The organism is Modicisalibacter tunisiensis, assembly GCF_020148005.1.
GTDB lineage: Bacteria > Pseudomonadota > Gammaproteobacteria > Pseudomonadales > Halomonadaceae > Modicisalibacter > Modicisalibacter tunisiensis.
Window position 1 is genome coordinate 2,393,157 of the sequence record NZ_JAGXFD010000001.1, and the last position, 24,271, is coordinate 2,417,427.

Annotated in this window: 22 protein-coding genes; 14 read left to right on the forward strand and 8 right to left on the reverse strand. The window is 68.4% G+C overall.

Translation table 11 applies throughout. The annotated features are described in order from the left end of the window. Position 1: 1 nt before the first annotated feature. Both dinB and lexA read right to left on the reverse strand, forming a co-directional pair. Entirely contained in the window at positions 2 to 1,048 is a 1,047-nt protein-coding gene (dinB, locus tag KGQ91_RS11175; protein WP_224421009.1) for a DNA polymerase IV, read from the reverse strand. A gap of 16 nt (positions 1,049 to 1,064) precedes the next feature. Next, positions 1,065 to 1,706, reverse strand: coding sequence for a transcriptional repressor LexA (gene lexA / locus KGQ91_RS11180; protein WP_224415093.1), 642 nt, complete (start codon positions 1,704 to 1,706; stop codon positions 1,065 to 1,067). Positions 1,707 to 1,902: 196 nt separating this feature from the next. Here lexA and KGQ91_RS11185 point away from each other — a divergent pair, with 196 nt between their 5' ends. The 5 genes from KGQ91_RS11185 (at position 1,903) to KGQ91_RS11205 (ending at position 5,997) form a co-directional block, all read left to right on the forward strand. Then, a complete protein-coding gene (locus tag KGQ91_RS11185) occupies positions 1,903 to 2,562 on the forward strand; it encodes a TetR/AcrR family transcriptional regulator (protein WP_224421010.1) in 660 nt (219 codons plus the stop codon). Beyond that, the gene (locus KGQ91_RS11190) at positions 2,559 to 3,083 is read left to right on the forward strand and encodes a L,D-transpeptidase (RefSeq protein ID WP_224421011.1); all 525 of its coding nucleotides are present in this window, start codon (positions 2,559 to 2,561) and stop codon (positions 3,081 to 3,083) included. The genes KGQ91_RS11185 and KGQ91_RS11190 overlap by 4 nt, the downstream gene beginning before the upstream one ends. Before the next feature lie 71 nt (positions 3,084 to 3,154). After that, positions 3,155 to 4,189: a beta-N-acetylhexosaminidase gene (gene nagZ, locus KGQ91_RS11195; protein WP_224421012.1), complete on the forward strand. Its 1,035-nt coding sequence runs from the start codon at positions 3,155 to 3,157 to the stop codon at positions 4,187 to 4,189. Position 4,190: 1 nt separating this feature from the next. Beyond that, positions 4,191 to 5,426, forward strand: coding sequence for a mechanosensitive ion channel family protein (locus tag KGQ91_RS11200; protein WP_224421013.1), 1,236 nt, complete (start codon positions 4,191 to 4,193; stop codon positions 5,424 to 5,426). Beyond that, complete coding sequence (locus tag KGQ91_RS11205) at positions 5,419 to 5,997, forward strand: hypoxanthine-guanine phosphoribosyltransferase (protein WP_163649377.1); 579 nt, start codon at positions 5,419 to 5,421, stop codon at positions 5,995 to 5,997. The genes KGQ91_RS11200 and KGQ91_RS11205 overlap by 8 nt, the downstream gene beginning before the upstream one ends. Before the next feature lie 105 nt (positions 5,998 to 6,102). On the opposite strand, the gene KGQ91_RS11210 is transcribed toward KGQ91_RS11205, so the two are convergent. Together KGQ91_RS11210 and KGQ91_RS11215 are read right to left on the reverse strand one after the other, a co-directional pair. Further along, complete coding sequence (locus tag KGQ91_RS11210) at positions 6,103 to 7,818, reverse strand: AMP-binding protein (RefSeq protein ID WP_224415087.1); 1,716 nt, start codon at positions 7,816 to 7,818, stop codon at positions 6,103 to 6,105. Positions 7,819 to 7,861: 43 nt separating this feature from the next. Then, a complete protein-coding gene (locus tag KGQ91_RS11215; protein WP_224415086.1) occupies positions 7,862 to 8,296 on the reverse strand; it encodes a MerR family transcriptional regulator in 435 nt (144 codons plus the stop codon). Between the two features lie 162 nt (positions 8,297 to 8,458). Between KGQ91_RS11215 and KGQ91_RS11220 the strand changes: the two genes are divergently transcribed. From KGQ91_RS11220 to KGQ91_RS11245, 6 genes are all read left to right on the forward strand, one after another. Further along, positions 8,459 to 9,625 carry an acyl-CoA dehydrogenase family protein gene (locus KGQ91_RS11220; protein WP_224421014.1) on the forward strand — a complete coding sequence of 389 codons (1,167 nt, stop codon included), beginning with the start codon at positions 8,459 to 8,461 and terminating at the stop codon, positions 9,623 to 9,625. A gap of 33 nt (positions 9,626 to 9,658) precedes the next feature. Beyond that, positions 9,659 to 10,759: an enoyl-CoA hydratase/isomerase family protein gene (locus KGQ91_RS11225; RefSeq protein ID WP_224421015.1), complete on the forward strand. Its 1,101-nt coding sequence runs from the start codon at positions 9,659 to 9,661 to the stop codon at positions 10,757 to 10,759. Between the two features lie 41 nt (positions 10,760 to 10,800). Then, the gene (gene mmsB, locus KGQ91_RS11230; protein ID WP_224421016.1) at positions 10,801 to 11,703 is read left to right on the forward strand and encodes a 3-hydroxyisobutyrate dehydrogenase; all 903 of its coding nucleotides are present in this window, start codon (positions 10,801 to 10,803) and stop codon (positions 11,701 to 11,703) included. Next, on the forward strand, positions 11,700 to 12,095 hold the full coding sequence (locus KGQ91_RS11235; RefSeq protein ID WP_224421017.1) for a rhodanese-like domain-containing protein: 396 nt from the start codon (positions 11,700 to 11,702) through the stop codon (positions 12,093 to 12,095). The genes mmsB and KGQ91_RS11235 overlap by 4 nt, the downstream gene beginning before the upstream one ends. A gap of 62 nt (positions 12,096 to 12,157) precedes the next feature. Then, a complete protein-coding gene (locus KGQ91_RS11240) occupies positions 12,158 to 12,730 on the forward strand; it encodes a DJ-1 family glyoxalase III (RefSeq protein WP_224421018.1) in 573 nt (190 codons plus the stop codon). Between the two features lie 71 nt (positions 12,731 to 12,801). Then, positions 12,802 to 14,181 (forward strand): MATE family efflux transporter, encoded by a 1,380-nt coding sequence (locus tag KGQ91_RS11245; RefSeq protein ID WP_224421019.1) that lies wholly within the window; start codon positions 12,802 to 12,804, stop codon positions 14,179 to 14,181. On the opposite strand, the gene ppsR is transcribed toward KGQ91_RS11245, so the two are convergent. Next, a complete protein-coding gene (ppsR, locus tag KGQ91_RS11250) occupies positions 14,168 to 15,001 on the reverse strand; it encodes a posphoenolpyruvate synthetase regulatory kinase/phosphorylase PpsR (protein WP_224421020.1) in 834 nt (277 codons plus the stop codon). The two genes, KGQ91_RS11245 and ppsR, sit on opposite strands and share 14 nt — an antisense overlap. A 267-nt stretch (positions 15,002 to 15,268) precedes the next feature. Here ppsR and ppsA point away from each other — a divergent pair, with 267 nt between their 5' ends. Continuing rightward, complete coding sequence (gene ppsA, locus KGQ91_RS11255) at positions 15,269 to 17,641, forward strand: phosphoenolpyruvate synthase (RefSeq protein ID WP_224421021.1); 2,373 nt, start codon at positions 15,269 to 15,271, stop codon at positions 17,639 to 17,641. Positions 17,642 to 17,704: 63 nt separating this feature from the next. Here ppsA and KGQ91_RS11260 read toward each other — a convergent pair whose 3' ends face one another. The 3 genes from KGQ91_RS11260 to acnB form a co-directional block, all read right to left on the reverse strand. Then, positions 17,705 to 19,537, reverse strand: coding sequence for a glycerophosphodiester phosphodiesterase (locus tag KGQ91_RS11260; protein WP_224421022.1), 1,833 nt, complete (start codon positions 19,535 to 19,537; stop codon positions 17,705 to 17,707). Positions 19,538 to 19,592: 55 nt separating this feature from the next. Further along, positions 19,593 to 20,078, reverse strand: coding sequence for a ribonuclease E activity regulator RraA (rraA, locus tag KGQ91_RS11265; protein ID WP_224415077.1), 486 nt, complete (start codon positions 20,076 to 20,078; stop codon positions 19,593 to 19,595). 189 nt (positions 20,079 to 20,267) lie between these two features. Then, positions 20,268 to 22,871, reverse strand: a complete 2,604-nt coding sequence (gene acnB / locus KGQ91_RS11270; RefSeq protein ID WP_224415076.1) for a bifunctional aconitate hydratase 2/2-methylisocitrate dehydratase — start codon at positions 22,869 to 22,871, stop codon at positions 20,268 to 20,270. 265 nt (positions 22,872 to 23,136) lie between these two features. Between acnB and KGQ91_RS11275 the strand changes: the two genes are divergently transcribed. Then, positions 23,137 to 23,589, forward strand: a complete 453-nt coding sequence (locus KGQ91_RS11275) for a DUF1289 domain-containing protein (RefSeq protein WP_224415075.1) — start codon at positions 23,137 to 23,139, stop codon at positions 23,587 to 23,589. A gap of 5 nt (positions 23,590 to 23,594) precedes the next feature. Beyond that, positions 23,595 to 24,221 carry a MiaE family protein gene (locus KGQ91_RS11280; RefSeq protein ID WP_163649391.1) on the forward strand — a complete coding sequence of 209 codons (627 nt, stop codon included), beginning with the start codon at positions 23,595 to 23,597 and terminating at the stop codon, positions 24,219 to 24,221. Positions 24,222 to 24,271: the final 50 nt, after the last annotated feature.

The window sequence follows — 24,271 nt, forward strand, 5'->3', positions numbered from 1 at the left end:
ATCAGGGGAACAGCGCCAGCTGGCGGGCATCCTCCGCCGGCTGCAACCGCGCTCCCACTCCCAGCAGGCGCACCGGGCGGGCGCCGCGTTGCCAGGCGGCCTCGAGCAGTGCCGCAAAATGCTCGGTGTCCATCCGGGCGCCGGCAGCCTCGAGGGTGGTCAGCGTGAAGTCGTCGAAGCGAACCTTGATGAAGCTGCCCTTGAGCGGCGGATCGCCGTGGCGGGCCAGGCGGCTTCGCAGCCGCTCGACCAGCGCCGGCAGGGCGACCCGGCAGGCCGCGAGGTCGGGCAGGTCCTGGTGGAAGGTGGTCTCGGCGCTGACCGACTTGCGCTCGCGCTCGGTCTGGACGGGGCGGTCGTCGATGCCGCGGGCGAGTTCGAAAAGGCGCTGGCCGAACTTGCCGAAGTGCTCGACGAGAGCCTCCCGCGACCAGCGGCGCAGGTCGGCGCAGGTGGCGATGTCCAGCGCCGCCAGCCGGGCGGCGGTGGCCGGGCCCACCCCGTGGAGCCGGTCCACCGGCAGCTCGGTGATGAAGCCTTCGACGGCCGCCGGCGGGATGATCGTCAGGCCGTCGGGCTTGTCCCAGTCGCTGGCGATCTTGGCGAGGAACTTGCTGGGCGCCACGCCCACCGAGAGCGTGATGCCGGTGCGCCGGCGCGTTTCCTCCTTGAGCCAGCGGGCCATCCAGGTGGCGCTGCCCCGAAAGCGGCGCACCTCGCTGACGTCGAGATAGGCCTCGTCGAGCGAGAGCGGCTCGATCCGCGGCGTCAGCTCGCGGAAGATCGCCTGAATGCGTGCGGACACGTCGCGGTAGCGGGGAAAGTCCGGTGGCAGCAGGGTCAGGTGCGGGCACAGGCGCAGGGCGCGCGCGGTGGGCATCGCCGAATGGATGCCGAAGGCGCGCGCCGGGTAGTTGCAGGTGGCGATGACGCCCCGCTGGGCCGCCGTGCCGCCGATCGCCAGCGGGATGTCGCGCAGCGCCGGGTTGTCGCGCATCTCGATCGCGGCATAGAAGCAGTCGCAGTCGGCATGCAGGATCTTGCGCATGCGCGGGGCTCGCGCCTCAGTTGAGTGCCTGGCCGTTGCCACCGCGAATCACGCCGACCCCGATGCCCTCGATCTCCAGCGCGTCCTGGCGCAGGTCGAGCTCGATCGGGGCGAAGTCGTCGTTCTCGGGCAGCAGGGTCACGTGACGGCCCCGGCGCTGGAAGCGCTTGACGGTGACCTCGTCCTCCAGCCGGGCGACCACGATCTGGCCGTCGCGAACCCGGTTGGTGCGATGCACCGCGAGCAGGTCACCCTCGAGGATGCCCACGTCGCGCATCGACAGGCCGCGCACGCGCAGCAGGTAGTCGGCGCGCGGCGAGAAGAAATCGGGAGAAAGCGGGCAGTAGCGATCGATGTGGGCGGCCGCGAGGATCGGACTGCCGGCGGCGACCTCGCCGATGACGGGCAGACCCGGCTCGCCGTCCGGGGCGCACTCCGCCTCCTGCGGCGGCAGACGAATGCCCCGTGAGGTACCCGGGATCATGCGGATCACGCCCTTGCGCTTCAGCGCGCGCAGATGCTCCTCGGCGGCGTTGGGCGAGCGAAAGCCCAGGCCCCGGGCGATCTCGGCGCGGGTCGGCGGATAGCCCAGCTCGTTCATGGTCTTGACGATGAAGTCGTAGACGTTCTGCTGGCGCGGGGTAAGAGAGCGGCTCATGCGGCCTCCGCTGGTCGCTGGCGATGTGAGTATGTGGCTAAGTATACAGCATGGAATTGTATCCAGTAATCGCTGCCCGTGGTCATCAGGGCGGCTCGGGCGTGTTTGAAACGCGACGGATTGTTGTCTTTCGGTAAGCCGCGTAGAATTTCCCCAACGTTTCAAACAGCCGTTTATCAGCAGGCAGGGATATAGCATGGCTCAGACCGACACGGTGACCCGCATTCTCGACACCGCCGAAGTGTTGTTCGCCGAGCGCGGCTTTGCCGAGACGTCGCTGCGCACCATCACCAGCAAGGCCAAGGTCAACCTGGCTGCCGTGAACTATCACTTCGGCTCCAAGAAGGCGCTGATCCAGGCCGTGTTCGCGCGCTATCTGGATCCCTTCACCGAGCGCTTCCACGCGACCCTGGACACGCTCGAGAGGGAGTATGACGGCCGGCCGATCCCGCTCGAGGTGCTGCTCGAGAACATGGCGAGGACCGTGCTGGAGGTGCCCGCCGAGCGCAACAGCCTCAAGGTCTTCATGCGCCTTCTGGGGCTGGCCTATACCCAGGCCCAGGGGCACCTGCGCGGCTACATCCAGCAGCATTACGGCAGCGTCTTCACCCGCTTCACCGAGCTGGTGCGTCGCGCCACGCCGGAGTTGCCGGACGCCGAGCGCTTCTGGCGGCTGCACTTCATGCTGGGCACGGTGATCTTCACGCTGTCGGGACTGGACGCGCTGCGCGACATCGCCGAGAAGGACTACGGCGAGCATGTCAGCGTGCGCGACCTGATTCGCCGCCTGCGCCCGGTGGTGGTGGCCGGCATGAATGCGCCGCTGCCGGAACCGCCCCGGGCGGTGGCGGTATGAGCCCGGTGACGCCGCGTCTGGAGGCGCTGCCGCCCGAGGATGGTGTCTGGCTGGAGGTCGATGTGGCACGCCAGGTGCTGCACGTCTGGCGCGGCCGCGAGTGCCTGGAGACGCACCCGGCGTCCACGGCCGCCGCCGGCGTCGGCCAGGCCGAGGGCAGCGGGGGCACGCCGCTGGGCTGGCACTATATCCGTGCGGTGATCGGTGCCGGCATGCCGTCGGGCAGCGTGTTTCGCGGCCGCCGACCCACCGGCGAGCTCTATTCGCCGGCGCTGGCCGCCGACTACCCCGAACGCGACTGGATCCTGACGCGCATCTTCTGGCTCTGCGGCCTCGAGCGGGGCCTCAACCGGGGTGGCAGCGTCGATTCCCAGCGCCGCTATATTTATCTGCACGGCACGCCGGAAAGCGAGCCGATGGGGCGTCCCGCCTCGCACGGCTGCATCCGGCTGCGGGACGCGACCCTGCTGAGGCTGGGCGAACTGGCGCCGTCCGGCACGCCGGTGTGGCTTCACGCCTGAGTGCCCGGATGCTGTCGTCGACCACGCCATTGCTCTAGAATCGGCCCCCTTCACGGGCAAGGACATCGCTTATGACCCAACCCATCGGTCCGGTGATGCTGGATCTCGAAGGCACCACCCTGACGCGCGAGGAGCGCGAGCTGCTGCAACGTCCCGAGGTCGGAGGCGTCATCCTCTTTGCGCGCAACATCGTCGATGCCGCCCAGGTACGCGAATTGTGCGACTCGATCCGCCGGCTGCGCGGCGACCTGCTGCTGGCCATCGACCAGGAGGGCGGTCGTGTGCAGCGGTTGTGCGAGGGCGTCACCCGGCTGCCGTCGATGGGCCGGCTGGGACGCTGCTATGTCGATGACCCGGAGCGGGCGCGGCAGTTCTGCCACGATGCGGGGTGGCTGATCGGCCTGGAAATGGCGGCGTGCGGGCTGGACCTGACCTTCGCCCCGGTGCTCGATGTCGATGCGGGCGTGTCCAGCGTGATCGGCGATCGCAGCTTCTCCCGCGATCCCCGGGCGGTGGCGGCCATGGCGGGCGCCTTCGTCGACGGGCTGCACGAGGCCGGCATGGTGGCCGTGGGCAAGCACTTTCCGGGACATGGCGGGGTTGCCGCCGATTCGCATCACGAGCTGCCTGAAGACCCGCGTTCGCTGCAGGCACTGCGCGAGCACGACCTGATCCCCTTCGCGGCCCTGGCCGGGCGTCTCGAGGGCGTCATGCCTGCCCATGTGGTCTATCCGGCCTTCGATGCGCGCCCGGCGGGCTTCTCGCCGAGCTGGCTGGGCATGCTGCGCGAGGATCTGGGCTTCAAGGGCACGATCTTCTCCGACGACCTGTCGATGGCCGGCGCGCACGTGGCCGGCGGCCCCGCCGAGCGGGCCCGCGAGGCGCTGGACGCCGGCTGCGACATGGTGCTGGTCTGCAACGACCGCCCGGCCGCGCAGACGGTGCTCGACGCCTGTGCCGGCCGCACCACCAAGCGTCCGGCCCGGCTGCGCTACAGCCGAGCGCGCCCCGATCTGGCCTCGCTGCCGGCCCTGTCACGCTGGCGGCGCATTCATGCCCGGCTGGAAGGGCTGATCGAGACCGACCCGGCCCCGCGGGAGGACTGACGTGCTGGAGGTGCTGGCGCCGCTCGAGCAGTGGGTGAGTCGCCATGTGTCGTTGCCGACCGCGCTGGTGACGCCGCTGGTGATACTCGCCACGGCGCTGCTGGCCGACGGCTTCACGCGGCTGGTGATCTGGCGTGCGGCCCAGTGGCTGTCACGCACCCGCAGCCGCTGGGATGATGTCGCCCTGTGGGCGATTCGCCGGCCGCTGTGGGTGGGCATCTGGGGTGTGGCACTGATCGCCCTGACGGGGCTGGTCGGCAAACGGCTGTCTCTGACCTGGGTGGCTGCCCATGCACCGACTGCGCTGTGGCTGTTCACGCTGGTCATGCTCGGCTGGTTCGGTATCCGCCTGACCCGTGAGGTGGAGCGGCGCCTGGTGTTTCCGCCGCCCCGGCATCCCGCCCGGCCGCTCGATGCGTCCATGGCCTCGGCGATCAGCAAGCTGGTCGGCGCGCTGATCCTGACCCTGGTGGTGCTGGCGGCGCTGCAGGCGCTGGGCATGTCGCCGTCCGGGCTGCTGGCCTTCGGTGGCGTCGGCGGGCTGGTGGTCGGCTTTGCCGCGCGCAACGTGCTGGCCAACTTCTTCGGCGGGCTGGCGATTCATCTCGACAACCCTTTCAAGGTGGGTGACTGGATTCGCTCGCCGGACCGGGACATCGAGGGCGTCGTCGAAGATATCGGCTGGCGCCTGACCCGGATACGCGGTTTCGACACCCGCCCGTTGTACGTGCCCAACATGATGTTCGGCTCGATGGTGGTGGTGAATCCATCACGCATGCACAACCGGCGCATCAAGGAGCGAATCGGCCTGCGTTACGCCGACCTCGACAAGGTGGCGTCAGTGACCCGGCGCATTCGCGAGTACCTCGAGCAGCACGACGACATCGAGAGCGATGACCTGTGCATGGCCTATTTTCAGCATTTCGGCGAGTCCAACCTGGACATCCTGATTCATGCCTACACCCGGACCACCGACTGGGCGACGCATCAGGCCATTCAGGAAGCGGTGCTGCTGCGCTGCGCCGACATCGCCACCGAGGCAGGCGCGGTCGTGGCGATTCCCGCCCGTGAACTGCATGTCGCCGGGCCGCGCGCCGAGACCCCGGTGCCGGCCCGCGAAGCCTCGGCGACCCGGCATCATGACGAGTCGCCCTCGTCGCCGCCTTCCTCGCGCCGGGGCACGCCTCCCCGCCGCGATTCCCAGGACAGAGACACTGACCAGGATTCCGATGTCTGAACTCGATACCCAACACCACGACTCCCTGCACTCCATGCGCGAGATCATGGACAATGCCGATTGCCTGATCAGTCAGAGCGAGGTCGAGGCGGCGCTGGATCGCATGGCCGAGGCCATGACCGAGCGTCTGGGCGACAAGCTGCCGGTCTTCTACTGCGTGATGAACGGCGGCCTGATTACCACCGGCCACCTGCTGACGCGGCTGGGCTTCCCGCTCGAGGTGGATTATCTGCATGCCACGCGCTACCGCGGGCGTACCCGGGGCGGTGAGCTGTTCTGGCGGGTGTCGCCGGAGATCCCCATGGCCGGCCGCCATGTGGTGATCGTCGACGACATCCTCGACGAAGGCGCCACCCTGGCGGCGATTCTCGAGTATTGCCGCGAGGCGCAGGCGGCCAGCGTGTCCACGGCCGTGCTGGTGGACAAGCGCCACGATCGCAAGGCCGTGCCGGGGCTCAAGGCGGACTATTGCGGCCTCGAGGTCGAGGATCGCTATGTGTTCGGCTTCGGCATGGACTACAAGGGCTACTGGCGCAACGCGCCGGGGATCTTCGCGCCCAAGGGGATGTGACCCGGGCTGCGTCCGGGAGTCGTCAGCCGTAAGCCATCAGGAAACCCCGCGGGATCTCGATCCCGCGGGGTTTCTCGGTTCCACTTCTTGCTCTTGCCCTGGCCGTTACGCCAAGCCCAGCTCGTGGGTGGCCACCTCGCGCATCTTGAACTTCTGGATCTTGCCGGTCACCGTCATCGGGAAGGCGTCGACGAACTTCACGTAGCGCGGAATCTTGTAGTGGGCGATGCGCCCCTGGCAGAACGTCCTGAGCCCCTCCTCATCGAGGCTTTCGCCTTCGATCAGCTTGACCCAGGCCATCACCTCCTCGCCGTACTTCTCGTCGGGTACACCGATCACCTGGACATCGGAAATGGCCGGGTGGGTGTAGAGGAAGTCCTCGATCTCGCGCGGATAGATGTTCTCGCCGCCACGAATGATCATGTCCTTGATGCGCCCGGTGATCGCGACATAGCCCTCGTCGTCCATCTGCGCCAGATCGCCGGTATGCATCCAGCCGGCGGCGTCGATCGACGTCGCGGTGGCCTCGGGGTTCTCCCAGTAGCCGAGCATCACGCTGTAGCCGCGGGTGCAGAGCTCGCCGCGCTCGCCGCGGGGGACGAGGCGGCCGGTCGCCGGATCGATCAGCTTGACTTCCAGGTGCGGATGGATGGTGCCGACCGTGGTGACCCGCTTGTCGAGCGGGGCATCGGTCTGGGTCTGCAGGCTGACGGGGCTGGTCTCGGTCATGCCGTAGCAGATGCTGACGGCCTTCATGTGCAGCTTGTCGATGACCTGGCGCATCACCTCGATGGGGCAGATGGAGCCGGCCATGATGCCGGTGCGCAGGGAGCTCAGATCGAAGGTGGCGAACTCCGGGTGCTCGAGCTCGGCGATGAACATGGTCGGCACGCCGTACAGGGCCGTGGCGCGCTCCTCCGCGACGGCGGTCAGCGTCGCCAGCGCATCGAAGCCCTCGCTCGGGTAGATCATCGCCGCGCCGTGGGTCATGCAGCCCAGGTTGCCCATCACCATGCCGAAGCAGTGATAGAGCGGCACCGGGATGACCATGCGGTCCGTCTCGGTCAGGCCGATGCGCTCGGCGACGAAGAAGCCGTTGTTGAGGATGTTGTGGTGGGAGAGGGTGGCGCCCTTGGGCGCGCCGGTGGTCCCTGATGTGTACTGGATGTTGATCGGCTCGTCGAACTGCAGCATCGCCTGACGCTCGGCCAGCGCCGTGGCAGCGACCGCGTCGGTGCGGGACAGCAGGTCCTCCCAGGTCAGCATGCCGGGCAGCGCCCAGTCCGCATCGAGACAGACCACCTGCTTGAGGGCGGGAAGCCGCTCGCTGGCCAGGGGAGTGCCGGCCTCGCCGAGCTGCGGGACCAGCTCGGCGATCATGTCGGCGTAGCGCGAGGTCTTGAAGGCCCCCTGCAGCACCAGCACCGAGGTGCCCGACTGGCGCAGCGCGTACTCCAGCTCGTGGGTACGATAGCTGGGATTGATGTTGACCAGGATGGCGCCGATCTTCGCCGTGGCGAACTGGGTGATGGCCCACTCGCTGCGGTTGGTGGCCCAGATGCCGACCCGGTCGCCCTTTTCCACGCCGATCGCCATGTAGGCGCGGGCGGCACGGTCGACGATGTCCTGAAGCTCGCGCCAGGTATAGCGCTGGCGCTGGTGTCGGCTGATCAGCGCGTCTCGCTCGGGATGACTGTCGACGATGGCGTCGAAGCAGTCGCCGATGGTCTCGCCCTTCAGCGGCTGATGGCTGATGCCGCTGACGTAGCTGTAGCGCGGCGTCGGCGCCGTGGCGCTCGCGGTATCGGTGTGGGGTGTCATCGTTGGATTCCTGCTTGTTGTTGTGGCGAAGGGGAATCGGATGTCAGGCGTCGCGCGAGTGGCGTGCCAGCAGGGCATCGAGCGACTCGCGACAGCGATCCTCGACGTCATCGAGTTCATGCTGCAGGGCGCGGATGTCCTCGAGCTGGCGTTCGAGCCCTCGGCGCTTCTCGGCGAGGATGTCCAGCATGCGGCGCAGCTGTCGCTCGTCGCCGTCCGGGGCGTGGTCGTAGAGCTGAATGACCTCGCGGATTTCCGCCAGGGAAAAGCCCAGCCGCTTGCCCCGCAGCGTCAGCGACAGGCGCACCCGGTCCTTCTCGTGATAGACACGGGTCTGACCGCGCCGTTCCGGGTCCAGCAGACCCTCCTGCTCGTAGAAGCGGATGGTGCGCGGGGTGACCTCGAAGCGCCGGGCCAGCTCGCCGATCGAGTAGGTCCGGCGTTCACGGGACGGCGCCGGAGAAAGGGTCTCGGACATCGGGCGATCCTCATGCTTGGGGTGGTGACGCGATTGTCGATTCACCCGGAGCCAAGGCTAGATGAGCTTGACGTTTACGTAAAGTAGACCAAGTGTCACCTTGCCGCGCCGCCGGGGGATGCTAATTTTGCCTGAGATACCCGCACGATTGTGGAGGCCGCCGTGGACTTTGCCCTGAGTGACGACCAGCGTGCCCTGCAGCAGGCGGCGGCGGACTTCGCCCGGGTGGAGCTGTCCCCGCATGCCGCCGAGTGGGACGCCGCCGCGCACTTTCCGGTGGCGGTCATCCGGCGGGCCGGCGAGGCCGGGTTCCTCGCCCTCTATGTCGACGAGGCGCAGGGCGGGCTGGGGCTGTCGCGCCTGGAGGCCTCGCTGATCTTCGAGCAGCTCGCCCAGGGCTGCGTGTCGACCACCGCCTACCTGACCATTCACAACATGGCGACCTGGATGGTGGCGCGCTGGGGCAGCGAGGCCGTGCGCGAGGCCTGGATGCCGGCGCTGGTCAGCGGTCAGCGGCTGGCCTCCTACTGCCTGACCGAGCCCGGCGCCGGTTCGGATGCCGCCAGCCTGCGCACCCGGGCGGTGCGCGACGGCGACGACTACGTGCTCGACGGCAGCAAGATGTTCATCTCGGGCGCGGGATCCACGGACGCCCTGGTGGTGATGGCCCGCACGGGACCGCCCGACAGCGGGGCGGCCGGCATTTCCGCCTTTCTGGTGCCGGCGGATGCCGCGGGGATCCACTACGGCAAGAACGAGGACAAGATGGGCTGGAAGAGCCAGCCGACCCGGCTGGTCAGCTTCGACGGCGTGCGCGTCCCGGCCGGGCAGCGCCTCGGCGAGGAGGGCGAGGGCTTCCGGCTGGCCATGAAGGGGCTGGATGGCGGTCGGCTGAACATCGCCAGCTGCTCGCTCGGGGCGGCCCAGCTGGCGCTGACCCTGGCGCGGGATCACCTGCATCAGCGCCGCCAGTTCGGCCGTGAGCTGGCGGCGTTCCAGGCGCTGCAGTTCCGCTTCGCCGACATGGCCACCGAACTGTTGAGCGCGCGCCTGATGGTCCGCCATGCCGCCTGGCGGCTCGACCACGACGACCCCCTGGCCAGCGCGCACTGCGCCATGGCCAAGCGCCTGGCGACGGACATCGGCTTCAGCGTGTGCAACGAGGCGCTGCAGCTGCATGGCGGCTATGGCTACATCAAGGAGTACCCGCTCGAGCGGCTGGTGCGCGATACGCGGGTCCACCAGATCCTCGAGGGAACCAATGAAATCATGCGCGTGATCGTGGCTCGGCGCCTGTTCGAACCCGATGCCCTCGACAACCTGATATGACGACACGCGCGCTGCACGGGAGACTGCCGTTTCATGTCCGAACCGCTTGTCCGCTTCACCGAACTTCCCGGCCGCGACGGCGCGCGCATCGGCCGCGCGACGCTCAACGCCCCGCGCTCGCTCAACGCCCTGTCCCTGGCGATGATCGAGACACTCACGGCCCGGCTGGAGGCCTGGGAGCAGGACCCCGGCATCGCCGCGGTGTGGCTCGACGGCGCCGGCGACAAGGCATTCTGCGCCGGGGGCGATGTGGTCGCGCTGTATCGCGCGATGACCGATGCCGAGCAGGGTGCCGCCTTTGCCACCACCTACTTCACGGCCGAGTACCGGCTCGACTATCGGCTGCATGCCTACACCAAGCCCCTGATCGCCTGGGGGGGCGGTATCGTCATGGGCGGCGGCCTGGGGCTGCTGGCCGGGGCGGGCGAGCGTGTGGTCAGCGAGGCCTCGCGCCTGGCCATGCCGGAAATCACCATCGGCCTCTACCCCGATGTGGGGGCGAGCTGGTTCTTCAACCGCATGCCCAGCGGCATCGGCCGCTACCTGGGCCTGACCGGCGCCCCGCTCAATGCCCGCGACGCCCTGCTGCTGGGGCTGGCCGATCGCTGTATCCCCGATGATCGGAGGGAGGCGGTGCTGGCCGCCCTGCAGGCGGCGGATCTCGCGCGTCCGGCCCAGGCGGTGGCCGAGGTGCTGGCCCGTTTCGAGGCCCGCGACACGGCCCCGGAAAGCCAAGTGCTGGCGCATCTCGACCGGCTGCAGGCGATGACCCAGGTGGCGGATGTTGCCACCGCCGTCGAGCGCATCCTGGCGGATATGGACGACGACCCCTGGCTGGCGGCCAACCGCGAGCGCCTGGCCGGCGGCTGCCCGATCACCGCGCATCTGGTGTGGGAGATGCAGGCGCGCCACCGCCACACGAGCCTGGCCGATGCGCTGCGTGACGAGCTGAATCTCTCGGTGCAGTGCGCCCGGCATGCGGACCTGGCCGAGGGCGTTCGCGCGCTGCTGATCGACAAGGACAAGCAGCCGCGCTGGTCGCATCGCGACGTGGCCAGTGTGCCGCGACAAGACGTCGAGGCGTTCCTGGCGCCGCTGTGGCCGGCCCGGGAGCACCCCCTGCAGGACCTGTAATCCACCCCGTTCCACGACAACGACAATTCAAGGAGCATGCCATGCAAATCGCCTTCATCGGTCTGGGCAACATGGGCGCGCCGATGGCCGCCAATCTGCTCAAGGCCGGTTACCGCGTCCGCGTCTTCGACCTCGTGGAGGGGGCCATGCAGGCCCTGGCCGGCGAGGGCGCCACGCCCGCCGAATCGGCGCGGGACGCGGCGGACGGTGCCGACGTGGTGATCTCGATGCTGCCGGCCGGTGCCCATGTCAAGGCCCTGTACCTGGGCGGCGACGATCAGCCCGGGCTGCTGGAGGCGCTGAGCGGCCAGCCGCTGATCATCGATGCCTCTACCATCGCCCCGGAGGACGCGCGGGAGGTGGCCGGTGCCGCCGCCCGTCGCGGCCTGACCTGCCTGGACGCCCCGGTATCGGGTGGTGTGGGCGGCGCCCGGGCGGGCACCCTGACCTTCATCGTCGGCGGCAGCGAGGCGGGCTTCGATACCGCCCGGCCGCTGCTGGAGGCGATGGGGCGCAACGTCTTTCATGCCGGGGACAGCGGCGCAGGGCAGGTGGCCAAGATCTGCAACAACATGCTGCTGGGCATTCTCATGAGCGGCACCGCCGAGGCGCTGGCGCTGGGGGTCGAGAACGGCCTGGATCCGGCGGTGCTCTCCGAGATCATGAAGCAGAGCAGTGGCGGCAACTGGGCGCTCAACGTCTACAACCCCTGGCCGGGGGTGATGCCCCAGGCGCCGGCCTCCAATGACTATCAGGGCGGCTTCCTGGTCGACCTGATGAGCAAGGACCTGGGGCTGGCGACCTCGCTGGCGCTGACCTCCCGCTCGGCGATCCCCATGGGGGCCCAGGCCCGAAACCTCTACGCCCTGCATGCCGGCGGGGGCAACGGGCGGCTGGACTTCTCCAGCATCCAGCGCTTCTATCGCCGTGGTGACACCCCATGACGGAGTTGATCAAGGGCGTGGCCGAGCTGGTGGCCGAGGCCGAACGGGAGATCGAGACCCTAACGCCGGCTCAGGCGCTGGCGCTGCACGGCCGACCGGGGGTGACCTTCGTCGACATCCGCGATGTGCGCGAGCTGCAGCGCGAGGGCGGCATTCCCGGTGCGCTGCATGCGCCACGCGGGCTGCTCGAGTTCTGGGTGGACCCGGCTTCGCCCTACCATCAGGCCGCCTTCGCGCGGCCGGACCGCTTCGTGCTGTTCTGCGCCAAGGGGCAGCGTTCGGCGCTGGCCACCCAGCAGCTGCAGCACATGGGATTCGGCCCGGTCTGTCACATCGGCGGCGGGTTCAGCGCCTGGTGCGAGGCGCGGGGCCCCGTCTCACGGGAGGATTGAACAGGCAGCCGGGACTTCTATGCTGAATGGATGGACATTCCGTCCTGCAGGAGGAACTTGGCATGACTCAGGTGCTGTTGCCCGTCGCCGACGGCAGCGAGGATATCGAGACCGTCACGCTGATCGATGTGTTGCGGCGTGCGGATATACAGGTCACGGTGGCGTCGGTCATGGCGCAGCCGACGCTGACCTTGGCGCGAGGCACGCGACTGATCGCGGATACCTGCCTGGCAGAACTTGACCCGGAACATGCCTTCGAGATCATCGTGCTGCCCGGCGGCATGCCGGGTGCGGAGCATCTGCGCGACTCGCTCGATCTCGCCGAACGGCTGCATCGTCAGCGCCGCGGGGATGGCTGGATCGGCGCGATCTGTGCCGCGCCGGGGGTAGTGCTGGCGCCGCTGGACCTGGTCCAGGGCTATGTGGTGACCGGGTATCCCGCCTTTCAGGCAGCGCTGGTCGAGGCCGGTGGCCACCTTTCCCGGCAGCCCGTGGTGGAGGACGGCAAGCTGGTGACCAGCCAGGGGCCGGCCACGGCGATGGCCTTCGCCCTGCACCTGGTCGGGCTGCTGGTGGACGAGGCCACCGAGCGACGCATCGCCGAGGGCCTGCTGACCGACGTGATGGGATTCTGAGCCGGGACTGCGCTTGGGTTGCGTGGTGGCCTTGGGCAGAATGAGTGCCTTTGTCTGCCCAGGACGCCCGCATGCCCTCGTCGACCTCGAACGCCACTTCCCCCTTTCTGGATGGCCCCATCGCCGCGACACTGGCGCGCAAGTCGCTGCCGGTGATGCTCGGCATGGTGGCGATGATGCTGTTCAACCTGGTGGATACCTGGTTCATCGCCGGGCTGGGCACGCAGCCCCTGGCGGCGGTGGCCTTCACCTTTCCGGTCACCTTCACCGCGATCAGCCTGGCGATCGGCCTGGGCATCGGGACGTCCGCGGTGGTGGCCCGGCGGCTGGGCCAGGGCGAGCGGGCGCTGCTGCGACGTCGGGCCACGGATGCCCTGCTGCTGGCGGTGGGGGTCGGCGCCCTGGTGACGGCCGCGGGCCTGACCACGCTCGAGCCGCTGTTTCGGTTCCTGGGGGCCGACCGGGAGCTGATGCCGTTCATCGATGCCTACATGGGGGTCTGGTACTGGGGTGCGGGACTGCTGATCGCCCCGCGTGTGCTGAACAGCGTGCTCCGGGCACAGGGCAATACCCTGGTGCCGGGGCTGATGATGGCCGCCGCGGCACTGCTCAATGCCCTGCTGGACCCGCTGTTGATCTTCGGTGCCGGGCCGGTGCCGGCGATGGGCGTGCGGGGCGCGGCCCTGGCGACGCTGATCAGCTGGGGCGTGATGACCCTGGGGTTGCTGTGCCTGCCCGTGCTGCGTGCCAGCCTGGACTGGAAGGGCTGGCGGCTCGCCGGGCTGGTCGTTTCCTGGCGGGAGCTGGGCAGGATCGCACTGCCGGCGGCGGTGACCAGCGTGTTCACGCCGATCGCCATGGGGCTTGTGACGCGCATCGTGGCCGGGCAGGGTACCACGGCGGTCGCGGCCTTCGGTGTGGGCTCCCGCATCGAGGCCATCGCCCAGCTGGTGGTGCTGACGCTGTCGATGACCCTGTCGCCGTTCGTCAGCCAGAACCACGGCGCCGAGCGGCCTGATCGGGTTCGGCGGGCGATCTTCGGCTGCTTCGGCTTTGTGCTGGCCTGGCAGCTGCTCGTGTGGGGGGTGCTGCAGGGGCTGGCCCCCTGGCTGATTGCCGGTTATGCCGAGGGCCCCGAGGTGGCCGAGACACTGCGCTGGTATCTCTGGCTCGTGCCGCTGGGGCTTGGGGCCCAGGGCGTGGTGATCCTCACCAATTCCTCGTTCAATGCGCTGCATCGCCCGCGTCACGCCCTGGTGCTGTCGGTCGTGCGGCTGTTCGTGCTGACCGTGCCGCTGGCCTGGCTGGGGGGACGCTTCGCCGGTCCGGTGGGCATCTTCGCCGGCATGCTGGCCGCGAACCTGCTGATGGCGATGCTCTCGGCCTGGCGCCTGCGCCGGCATCTCGTCCGGCGCTTCGGGGCTTGGACCGGGAGCCTCAGCGCGGGCTGAAGCGGCGCTGCAGGCCGGTCTCGGCGATCAGCCGGGTGGAGATTTCCTCGATCGAGAAGCGGGTGGTGTCGATATAGGGGATATGGAAGCGCCGGTAGAGCGCCTCGGCCTGCTGGACCTCCTGCAGGCACTGGTCGATCGAGCAGTAGCGGCTGTTGGGGCGGCGCTCGGTGCGGATGGCGGCCAGGCGGCGCGGGTCGATGGTCAGGCCGAACAGCTTGTGGCGGTGCGGCGCCAGGGCGCGGGGCATCTTCAGGTTGCCGTCCTCGTCGAGGTCGTCCTCGGTCAGCGGGTAGTTGGCCGCGCGGATGCCGAACTGCAGCGCCAGGTAGAGCGAGGTGGGCGTCTTGCCGCAGCGCGACACGCCCACCAGGATGACGTCGGCGGTATCGTACTGGCTGACCCGGGCGCCATCGTCGTTGTCCAGGGCGAAGTGCACCGAGTCGATGCGGTGCATGTAGACGTCATCCTGGCCGATGGAGTGGGTACGCCCCACCGAGTAGGACGAGTGCACCTTCAGCTCCTCCTCGAGGGGAGCGAGGAAGGTGGTGAAGACATCCACCTTGAAGCCCGGCGCCTGGCTGATGATCCCGCGGATCGTCTGGTCGACGATGGTGTCGATGATGATCGGTGTCTCGCCGTCGCGTGCCGCGGTGGCCTGAATCACGTCGGCCAGTTGCTGGGCCTTTTCCGTGGAGTCGATGTACGGCTTGGTGACCATCCGGATCTCCAGGCTTTCGAACTGCGCCAGCAGGCTGCGGCCCAGGGTCTCGGCGGTGATGCCGGTGCCGTCGGAGATGAAGAACGCGGTGCGGGACATGCGGAAACTCTCGCGAGGGTTTGTCGCATTGTCCTGGTTCGAGGGGGCAGCGACAAGCGGTGCTGCCGTCGTCTGCATCGATGCGGATGCGTGAAGCGAGAGGCGCCCGACTACAGGAAACGCCGGCAATCGATGATTGTTGTAAAAATACTCCAGTGACTTCGCTATTAGACTAATGGCTAATAGGGCGGCGGCTTGTTACCTTGGCTTCCGATTGCCAGTAGGCGCGTCCGGCGCCGACACCGCATTGGATATAAGGGGGACCCCTTGGAACAGTACATCGAATGGTTCGATCGCCTGGGCATGGATGACGTCGATCGTGTCGGCGGCAAGAATGCGTCGTTGGGCGAAATGATCTCCAATCTGGCCGATGCCGGCGTCACCGTGCCGGGCGGCTTCGCCACCACCGCGCATGCCTACCGCCAGTTCCTGGCTCACGAGGGGCTCAACGAGCGCATCAACAGCGCGCTGGCGCGCCTGGATGTCGATGATGTCGCCGAGCTGACCCGAGTGGGCCGCGAGATTCGCCAGTGGGTCATCGACACGCCCCTGCCCCCGGAATTCGAGGCCGCGCTGCGCGAAGCCTACCGCGAGCTGGAGTCGCGCCACGCCAACCTCAAGGTGGCGGTGCGTTCCTCGGCGACCGCCGAGGATCTGCCGGACGCCTCCTTCGCCGGCCAGCAGGAGACCTTCCTCAATATCGAAGGCTTCGACAACGTCAAGCGCGCCGTGCACGAGGTGTTCGCCTCGCTGTTCAATGACCGCGCCATCTCCTACCGCGTGCATCGCGGCTTCGATCATGCCCAGGTCGCGCTGTCCGCGGGCATCCAGAAGATGGTGCGCTCCGAGACCGGGGCGGCGGGCGTGATGTTCACCCTCGACACCGAATCGGGCTATCGCGATGCGGTGTTCGTCACCGGTTCCTGGGGGCTGGGCGAGACCGTGGTGCAGGGCGCGGTGAACCCGGACGAGTTCTACGTCCACAAGCCGACCCTGGCCGCGGGCCGCCCGGCCGTGCTGCGTCGCACCCTGGGCTCCAAGCTGATCAAGATGACCTACACCGACGACGCCTCGGCGGGCAAGTCGGTGCAGACCGTCGATGTCTCGCCGGCGGACCGTGCGCGCTTCTGCATCGACGACGACGACGTCATGGCGCTGGCCCGTCAGGCGGTGATCATCGAGCAGCACTACGGCCGTCCGATGGACATCGAGTGGGCCCGCGACGGCGACGACGGCAAGCTCTACATCGTCCAGGCGCGGCCCGAAACGGTGGTCTCCAACCAGGAGGGCGGCAAGCTCGAGCGCTTCCAGCTCAAGGAGAAGGGGCGCCAGCTGGTCGCCGGCCGCGCCATCGGCCAGCGCATCGGCCGCGGCGCGGTGAAGGTGGTCGAGTCCACCGAGGAGATGGACAAGATCCATCCCGGCGACGTGCTGGTCACCGACATGACCGACCCGGACTGGGAGCCGGTGATGAAACGCGCCTCGGCGATCGTCACCAACCGCGGCGGGCGGACCTGCCACGCGGCGATCATCGCCCGCGAGCTGGGCATCCCGGCGGTGGTCGGCTGCGGCGACGCCACCGAGGTGCTCGAGGACGGCCGCGAGGTCACCGTATCCTGTGCCGAGGGCGATACCGGTCACGTCTATGACGGGCTGCTGGAGTTCGACTGTCAGACCACCAGCGTCGACAGCATGCCGGACCTGCCGTTCAAGATCATGATGAACGTCGGCAACCCCGACCGCGCCTTCGCCTTCGCCGGGCTGCCCAACGCCGGGGTCGGCCTGGCGCGCCTGGAGTTCATCATCAATCGCATGATCGGCGTGCACCCCAAGGCACTGCTCGACTATGCCAAGTTGCCCACGGATCTCCAGCAGATCATCGACGTGCGCACCGCCGGCTACGATGATCCCGTGTCCTTCTACGTCGACAAGCTGGTCGAGGGCATCTCGACCCTGGCGGCGTCGTTCTATCCCAAGCGGGTGATCGTGCGCATGTCGGACTTCAAGTCCAACGAGTACGAGAACCTGATCGGCGGCAAGCTCTACGAGCCGGGCGAGGAGAACCCCATGCTCGGCTTCCGGGGCGCCTCGCGCTACATCTCCGAGGCCTTCCGGCCCTGCTTCGAGCTGGAGTGCCGGGCGCTCAAGCGCGTGCGCGACGAGATGGGGCTGGACAACGTCGAGGTCATGGTGCCGTTCGTGCGCACCCCGGACGAGGGTCGCGAGGTGGTCGAGCTGATGGCCGCCAACGGTCTCGCGCGTGGCGACAACGGCCTCAAGGTCATCATGATGTGCGAGCTGCCGGCCAACGCCCTGCTGGCCGACGAGTTCCTCGAGCACTTCGACGGCTTCTCGATCGGTTCCAACGACCTCACGCAGCTGACGCTGGGCCTGGACCGCGACTCCGGGATCGTCGCCCACCTGTTCGACGAGCGGAACCCGGCCGTCAAGAAGCTGCTCAGCATGGCCATCCAGGCCTGCAAGGCTCAGGGCAAGTACGTGGGCATCTGCGGCCAGGGGCCCTCGGACCACCCCGAGCTGGCCAAGTGGCTGATGGAGCAGGGCATCGACTCGGTGTCGCTGAACCCGGACGCGGTGCTCGAGACCTGGTTCATGCTGGCGGGCGAAACCCTCGGCTGAGCCTCTCTCGCGGCGCTTCGAGAAGCCCGGCCCGCCTCCTGGCGGGTCGGGCTTTTTTTGGCGTCAGGCGTGCAGCCAGCTGTGCAGCTTGAGCAGCAGCAGCTCCCCGTCGCTCAGGGTGGCACGCTCGGCCAGCAGGTCGGACAGGCGCGCCGGCCGGTCGGTGATGATGTTGTCCACGCCCAGATCGATCAGCCGCGCCATCTGGCGGCGGTCGTTGACCGTCCAGGCGTGCAGGGCATAGCCCCGGGCATGGACCGCGGCCACGGTGGCGGCGTCGATGCGCACATGGCGCAGCCCCAGGGCGTCGATGTCGCCCAGGGCCAGCCCGCCGCGCACCATGAACTGCGCGAACAGGGTGGTGCGCAGCTGCGGGGCGCGACGCTCCACCTCGCGGATGACCGCCGGCGACAGCGAGGCGATCACCACCTGGTCGCGGCGCTCGCGGGGCAGCCGGGCGAGAACGGCATCCACCAGCGCGGTGGCATTGTTGCCGGTCGGCTTGAGTTCGATGTAGAGCCGAATCCGGTGGCGGGTCAGGCGCAGCACCGACTCGAGGCGGGGGAGGCGCTCCTCGCGATAGGCCGGGGCGAACCAGCTGCCCACATCGATCTCCCGCAGCGCCGGCCAGGCGAGTTCGCTGATGCGCTCGTCACGGCCGAGCAGACGCCGCAGGCTGTCATCGTGGGAGATTACTACCTGGCCGTCCGCGCTGAGGCGGGCGTCGAACTCGATATAGTCGGCGCCGTCGGCGATGGCGCGCTCGAAGGCGGCGAGGGTATTCTCCGGCGCCTCAATCGAGCTGCCGCGATGGGCGGTGATGGTGACCGTGTCCTGCAGGGTGAAGCGGTTGAGCTCGGCGAAGGCCTGCCCGGCCGCGATCAGCAGCACCAGGGCTTCGGCGCCCCAGGCCACCCAGGCCGGGTGATCGCGGCGGGTGGGCGAGGGTGGCCGGGGTTGACGATGGGCCAGGCGCAGATAGAGACACCCCGTCACCAGGCTGTTGACGGCCACGCCGATGAACGTCGCCGCCAGGGCCAGCAGACCGTAGAACGTCAGGTAGGCGAGCATGGCAGGGATCAGCCAGGTGGTCCGCTCCGGCAGCCAGCCCAGCAGGGGCGTGACCAGCGTATCGAAGACCAGACTGGCCCCTAGCGGCAGCAGCACGACCAGCGGTACCGGCAGGATCACCGGCAGCAACAGCCGCCGACCGTGGCCGCGGGTCAGGGTCCGACTGCGCCTCAGGGCGTCACCGACCCGGCGACCCTCGAGCACCAGCGCCGGCAGGGCGAGTACCCAGCGCAGGTACAGGGCGGCGGCGGCCCACAGCCACAGCGCGAGCGGTGCCACGGCGGCGAGCAGGAACCAGCCCAGCGCGGCGGGGCGAGTCTGCATCACCACATAGCTTTCCATGTCGCCCAGCAGCCAGCGATACAGGCCTTCCAGAAGCAGCAGCGGAACCAGAGCCACCGCCAGCTGGGCCGTGGTCTGCAGGAGGGTCAGCCCGGCAATGCCGGGCAGGCGTCGACCGACGTTCCAGAGTGCTTCGAGCGCCTGGCGGTAGCGATGGGCGCCCGGCCGGGCCACCACCAGCAGCATGCCGGCCTGTTGCAGGGCCAGCAGCAGGGCGCTCAGGGCGATCGCGGTCAGCAGCCAGAGGGCGCCCCAGGGCGTGAGGGCGACATCGAGCAGCTGGGCCCCGGTCAACGGAGGGCGGCCGAGCTCGCGAAGCAGGGCGGCCAGGGTGCTGGCACTGGCGGGCAGCAGCAGCGTGGCCGAGAGCAGGGTGAAGAACAGCTGGTAGGCGACCAGCGGTCGCCAGTGCTCGCGCAGCGAGCGCAGTGCCGCGACGCCGAGGGCATGCGGGGCGAGTGTCGTGGCCGGTGATTCAGGCATGCCTACACGCTAGCATGCCGGGCGCGGCATCCGACAGGCCGCATGAAACCGCGGTTCAGTCGATCGGCAGTCGGGCGTCGGCCACCACGATGCCGTTGTTGTCGGCGTAGAGCCAGTCGCCGGGGCGCAGGGTGACGCCGGCGACGGTGACGGGCAGGTCGCGCTGGCCTTCGCCGTGCTTGTGGCTGCGCCGGGGGTGGATGCCCAGCGCCTGGACGCCGAGGTCGACATCGGCCAGCACGTCCACATCGCGGACGCAGCCGTAGAGCACGACCCCCGCCCAGCCATTGCGCGCCGCCTGGTCGGCCAGCCGGTCACCGAGCAGCGCGCAGCGCAGCGAGCCACCGGCATCGACGACGAGCACGCTGCCCTCGCCGGGCTCGGCGACGGCCTCCTTGAGGCGGGAGTTGTCCTCGAAGCACTTGATGGTGCGCACCGGCCCCGAGAAAGCCTCGCGCCCGCCGAGGTTGATGAACACCGGGTCGAGCACCCGGACCTCGGGATGGGCGTCGCAGATATCGGGGGTGACGACAGGGGGCATGGCATCTCTCCACATCGCAGGGGCGGATCGACAGGATGCCACGGAATCGGCGTGGGCGGGGCGAAAATCGGGAGAAAAACGCCGTGCCGCGTTTCCCGGCAAAGTGCGATGAACCAAAAAAAGCGCCCCGCTCGGGGCGGGGCGCTTCGGTCATCGATTGACGATGTTGCGAGCATCGGAATCGAAGGGTCAGGCTTCCTCGGCGAGGGGAATCACGTTGGAGGCGGCCTTCTGGAACTCCTCGATCTCGTGGAAGTTCATGTAGCGATAGATCTCGCCGGCCATGGCGTTGAATTCGCCCATGTAGCCCTTGTACTCCTCCACGCTGGGCAGGCGGCCGACCACGGCGGCGACCGCGGCCAGCTCGGCGGAGGCCAGGTAGACGTTGGCGCCGTCGCCCAGGCGGTTGGGGAAGTTGCGGGTCGAGGTGGAGACCACGGTGGACTTGGGCGCCACGCGGGCCTGGTTGCCCATGCACAGCGAGCAGCCCGGCATCTCCATGCGCGCGCCGGCGCGGCCGTAGATGCCGTAGTAGCCTTCCTCGGTGAGCTGGTGCTGGTCCATCTTGGTCGGCGGCGCCAGCCACAGCTTGGTCTTCAGGCTGCCGGCGGGCTGTTTCTCGAGCAGCTTGCCGGCGGCGCGGAAGTGGCCGATGTTGGTCATGCACGAGCCGATGAACACCTCGTCGATGGTCTCGCCGGCCACCTCGGAGAGCAGGCGGGCGTCGTCCGGATCGTTCGGGGCGCAGAGTACCGGCTCGGTGAGTTCGTTGAGGTCGATCTCGATCACCTCGGCGTACTCGGCGTCGGCGTCGGCGCGCATCAGGCTGGGGTTGGCGAGCCACTCCTCCATGCCCGCGATGCGACGCTCCAGGGTGCGGCGGTCACCGTAGCCCTGGTCGATCATCCACTTGAGCAGGGTGATGTTGGACGTCAGGTACTCGCTGACGCTGTCCTCGGAGAGGGTGATGGTGCAGCCGGCGGCGCTGCGCTCGGCGGAGGCGTCGGAGAGTTCGAAGGCCTGTTCGACGGTGAGGTCCTCGAGCCCTTCGATCTCCAGCACGCGACCGGAGAAGGCGTTCTTCTTGCCGGACTTCTCGACGGTCAGCAGGCCCTGCTGGATGGCCTGGTAAGGGATGGCGTGGACCAGGTCACGCAGGGTGATGCCCGGCTGGCGCTCGCCCTTGAAGCGCACCAGCACGGATTCCGGCATGTCCAGCGGCATCACGCCGGTGGCGGCGGCGAAGGCCACCAGACCGGAGCCCGCGGGGAAGGAGATGCCCATCGGGAAGCGGGTGTGGGAGTCGCCGCCGGTGCCCACGGTGTCGGGCAGCAGCATGCGGTTGAGCCAGCTGTGGATGATGCCGTCGCCCGGACGCAGCGAGACGCCGCCGCGGTTCATGATGAAGTCGGGCAGGGTGTGCTGCATCTCCACGTCGACCGGCTTGGGATAGGCGGCGGTGTGGCAGAATGACTGCATCACCAGGTCGGCCTGGAAGCCCAGGCACGCCAGATCCTTGAGCTCGTCGCGGGTCATCGGGCCGGTGGTGTCCTGGGAGCCGACGGTGGTCATCTTCGGTTCGCAGTACATGCCCGGACGCACGCCGTCCATGCCGCAGGCCTTGCCGACCATCTTCTGCGCCAGGGTGAAGCCCTTGCCGCTGTCGGCCGGCTGTTCCGGGGTCTTGAAGACGTCGGAGGGCGCCAGGCCCAGCTCGTTGCGGGCCTTCTCGGTCAGGCCGCGACCGATGATCAGCGGAATGCGGCCGCCGGCACGCACCTCGTCGAGGATCACCCGGGTCTTGAGTTCGAAGGTGGAGAGCACCTCGTCGGTGCCGTGCCGGCAGACCTTGCCCTCGTAGGGGTAGACGTCGATGAGATCGCCCATCTCGAGCTTCTCGACGTCCATCTCGATGGGCAGGGCACCGGCGTCTTCCATGGTGTTGAAGAAGATCGGGGCGATCTTGCCGCCGAACACGAAGCCGCCGGCGCGCTTGTTGGGCACGTGGGGGATGTCGTCGCCGAAGAACCACAGCACCGAGTTGGTGGCGGACTTGCGTGAGGAGCCGGTGCCCACCACGTCGCCGACGTAGGCGACCGGGTAGCCCTGGTTCTTGACGTCATTGATCTGCGCCAGCGGGCCCTTGCTGCCCGGCACTTCCGGCTCGATGCCCTCGCGCGGGTTCTTGAGCATGGCATTGGCGTGCAGCGGGATGTCCGGACGCGACCAGGCATCCGGCGCCGGGGAGAGGTCGTCGGTATTGGTCTCGCCGGGCACCTTGAACACCGCCAGGGTGATCTTCTCGGCCAGCGCCGGCCTGGCCAGGAACCACTCGGCATCGGCCCAGGACTGCAGCACGGCCTGGGCGACGCTGTTGCCGGCCTTGGCGCGCTCGGCGACGTCATGGAAGGCGTCGAACATCAGCAGGGTATGCTTGAGCTGTTCGCCGGCCTCCTTGGCGAGGCTCTCGTCATCGAGCAGCTCGACCAGGGTGGCGATGTTGTAGCCGCCCTGCATGGTCCCCAGCAGCTTGACCGCGTGCACCTTGTCGATCAGCGGTGATTCGGCGTCGCCCCTGGCGATGGCGGTCAGGAAGCCGGCCTTGACGTAGGCGGCTTCGTCGACACCGGGGGGAACGCGATCGGTGATCAGCTCGAGCAGAAACTGTTCCTCGCCGGCCGGCGGATTCTTGAGCAGCTCGACCAGTTCGGCGGTCTGCTCGGCGGTCAGCGGCTTCGGCGGTACGCCCTCGGCAGCGCGTTCCTCGACATGTTGACGGTAGGCTTCAAGCACGTTGGGGACCCTCATCGATTTTCGGAATCCAGCAGGTGCAAAAAATGGCAGCGAACGTCGCTGAAAATCGCACAAGTCCTGCTTTTTAATGCCCTGACTAGAGCGAGCGCATTTTACGCGAAACTGTCGACAATGTTAAGTCGAGGACGAGGCGCGATAGCCCGCTTTTGGTCGCATGGCGCTGGTCGTCGCGGAAGGGGCCGGCATGGCCATCTCGTCGGCCGGCGTACGGCGCGTTACCATGGGAAGCCAACCGGGAGGTCCCATGAGTCGACGAATCGTTTCCCCCTGCGTCGGACTGTGTTCCACCACCGTCGGCGACACCGTCTGTCGGGGCTGCCAGCGCAGCGATCACGAGATACGTGACTGGTTCGGCTACGATCACGCCACGCGCCAGGCGGTGATGCAGCGCCTGGACGGCTGGCGCGTGGCGGTGGCCGGCCGCTATCTGCAGGTGACGGATGCGGATCGACTCCAGGCCCAGCTCGAGCGGCACGGCATTCGCTTTCGTGCCGAGCAGCCGGCGCTGTCGCGCGCGGTGGAGCTGCTGCGGGTAGGGCGCGAGCGCATGCGCGACATTCGCCGCTACGGGCTCGCGCCGCGGGCGGCGGGTGCCGGCCTGTCGCCGGTGCAGCTTCACGAGGCGATCTCGACGACCCTGCTGGCACGCGCCGAAGCCTGCCGGGACGCCCGCGACCCCGATGAACCCACGACGTGAATCCCATGCCCGATACCCGAGAAACCCTGTTGTCCCCCGACCTGCTGGCCTTCCTGCCGTGCGCGACGCCCGAGGCCTGGGTCGCCGCCGCGCTGGCCAATCAGGCGCTGCTGCTGATCGATCACGCCCAGTGCGAGAAGAAGGCGGCCTCCACCGCGATGAGCCTGATGTATCGCTATGTCGACCGGCCCCTGCTGTTGACCAAGATGTCGCAACTCGCCCGCGAGGAACTGCTGCACTTCGAGCAGGTGGTCAGGCTGATGGAATCGCGCGGCGTCGAGTACCGGCATATCGCGGCCTCGCGCTACGCCGAGGGACTGCGTCGGCATGTGCGCACTGAAGATCCCGAGCGGCTGGTCGATATCCTTATCGTGGGCGCTTTCATCGAGGCGCGCTCGTGCGAGCGCTTCGCGGCCCTCATCCCGCACCTGGATGCGGAGCTTGCCAAGTTCTATCGCACTCTGGTTAAGTCGGAAGGGCGGCATTATGAGGACTACCTGATGTTGGCCAGGCGCTTCTCGGCATCGAGCATCGACACACGCATCGCCTTCTTCGCCGAACGCGAGCGAGAGTTGATCGAGTCACCCGATGCCACCTTCCGCTTTCACAGCGGCCTGCCGGCGGCGGCCTGACACGCGTGCCGCGGTCCGGGTGGCGTATTCGCCCTCGCTGACGAACAACG

Coding starts and splice junctions, on each gene's coding strand:
- dinB (WP_224421009.1), bottom strand. CDS start 1,048: ATGCGCAAGATCCTGCATGCCGACTGCGACTGCTTCTATGCCGCGATC.
- lexA (WP_224415093.1), bottom strand. CDS start 1,706: ATGAGCCGCTCTCTTACCCCGCGCCAGCAGAACGTCTACGACTTCATC.
- KGQ91_RS11185 (WP_224421010.1), top strand. CDS start 1,903: ATGGCTCAGACCGACACGGTGACCCGCATTCTCGACACCGCCGAAGTG.
- KGQ91_RS11190 (WP_224421011.1), top strand. CDS start 2,559: ATGAGCCCGGTGACGCCGCGTCTGGAGGCGCTGCCGCCCGAGGATGGT.
- nagZ (WP_224421012.1), top strand. CDS start 3,155: ATGACCCAACCCATCGGTCCGGTGATGCTGGATCTCGAAGGCACCACC.
- KGQ91_RS11205 (WP_163649377.1), top strand. CDS start 5,419: ATGTCTGAACTCGATACCCAACACCACGACTCCCTGCACTCCATGCGC.
- KGQ91_RS11210 (WP_224415087.1), bottom strand. CDS start 7,818: ATGACACCCCACACCGATACCGCGAGCGCCACGGCGCCGACGCCGCGC.
- KGQ91_RS11215 (WP_224415086.1), bottom strand. CDS start 8,296: ATGTCCGAGACCCTTTCTCCGGCGCCGTCCCGTGAACGCCGGACCTAC.
- KGQ91_RS11225 (WP_224421015.1), top strand. CDS start 9,659: ATGTCCGAACCGCTTGTCCGCTTCACCGAACTTCCCGGCCGCGACGGC.
- mmsB (WP_224421016.1), top strand. CDS start 10,801: ATGCAAATCGCCTTCATCGGTCTGGGCAACATGGGCGCGCCGATGGCC.
- KGQ91_RS11235 (WP_224421017.1), top strand. CDS start 11,700: ATGACGGAGTTGATCAAGGGCGTGGCCGAGCTGGTGGCCGAGGCCGAA.
- KGQ91_RS11240 (WP_224421018.1), top strand. CDS start 12,158: ATGACTCAGGTGCTGTTGCCCGTCGCCGACGGCAGCGAGGATATCGAG.
- KGQ91_RS11245 (WP_224421019.1), top strand. CDS start 12,802: ATGCCCTCGTCGACCTCGAACGCCACTTCCCCCTTTCTGGATGGCCCC.
- ppsR (WP_224421020.1), bottom strand. CDS start 15,001: ATGTCCCGCACCGCGTTCTTCATCTCCGACGGCACCGGCATCACCGCC.
- KGQ91_RS11260 (WP_224421022.1), bottom strand. CDS start 19,537: ATGCCTGAATCACCGGCCACGACACTCGCCCCGCATGCCCTCGGCGTC.
- rraA (WP_224415077.1), bottom strand. CDS start 20,078: ATGCCCCCTGTCGTCACCCCCGATATCTGCGACGCCCATCCCGAGGTC.
- KGQ91_RS11275 (WP_224415075.1), top strand. CDS start 23,137: ATGAGTCGACGAATCGTTTCCCCCTGCGTCGGACTGTGTTCCACCACC.
- KGQ91_RS11280 (WP_163649391.1), top strand. CDS start 23,595: ATGCCCGATACCCGAGAAACCCTGTTGTCCCCCGACCTGCTGGCCTTC.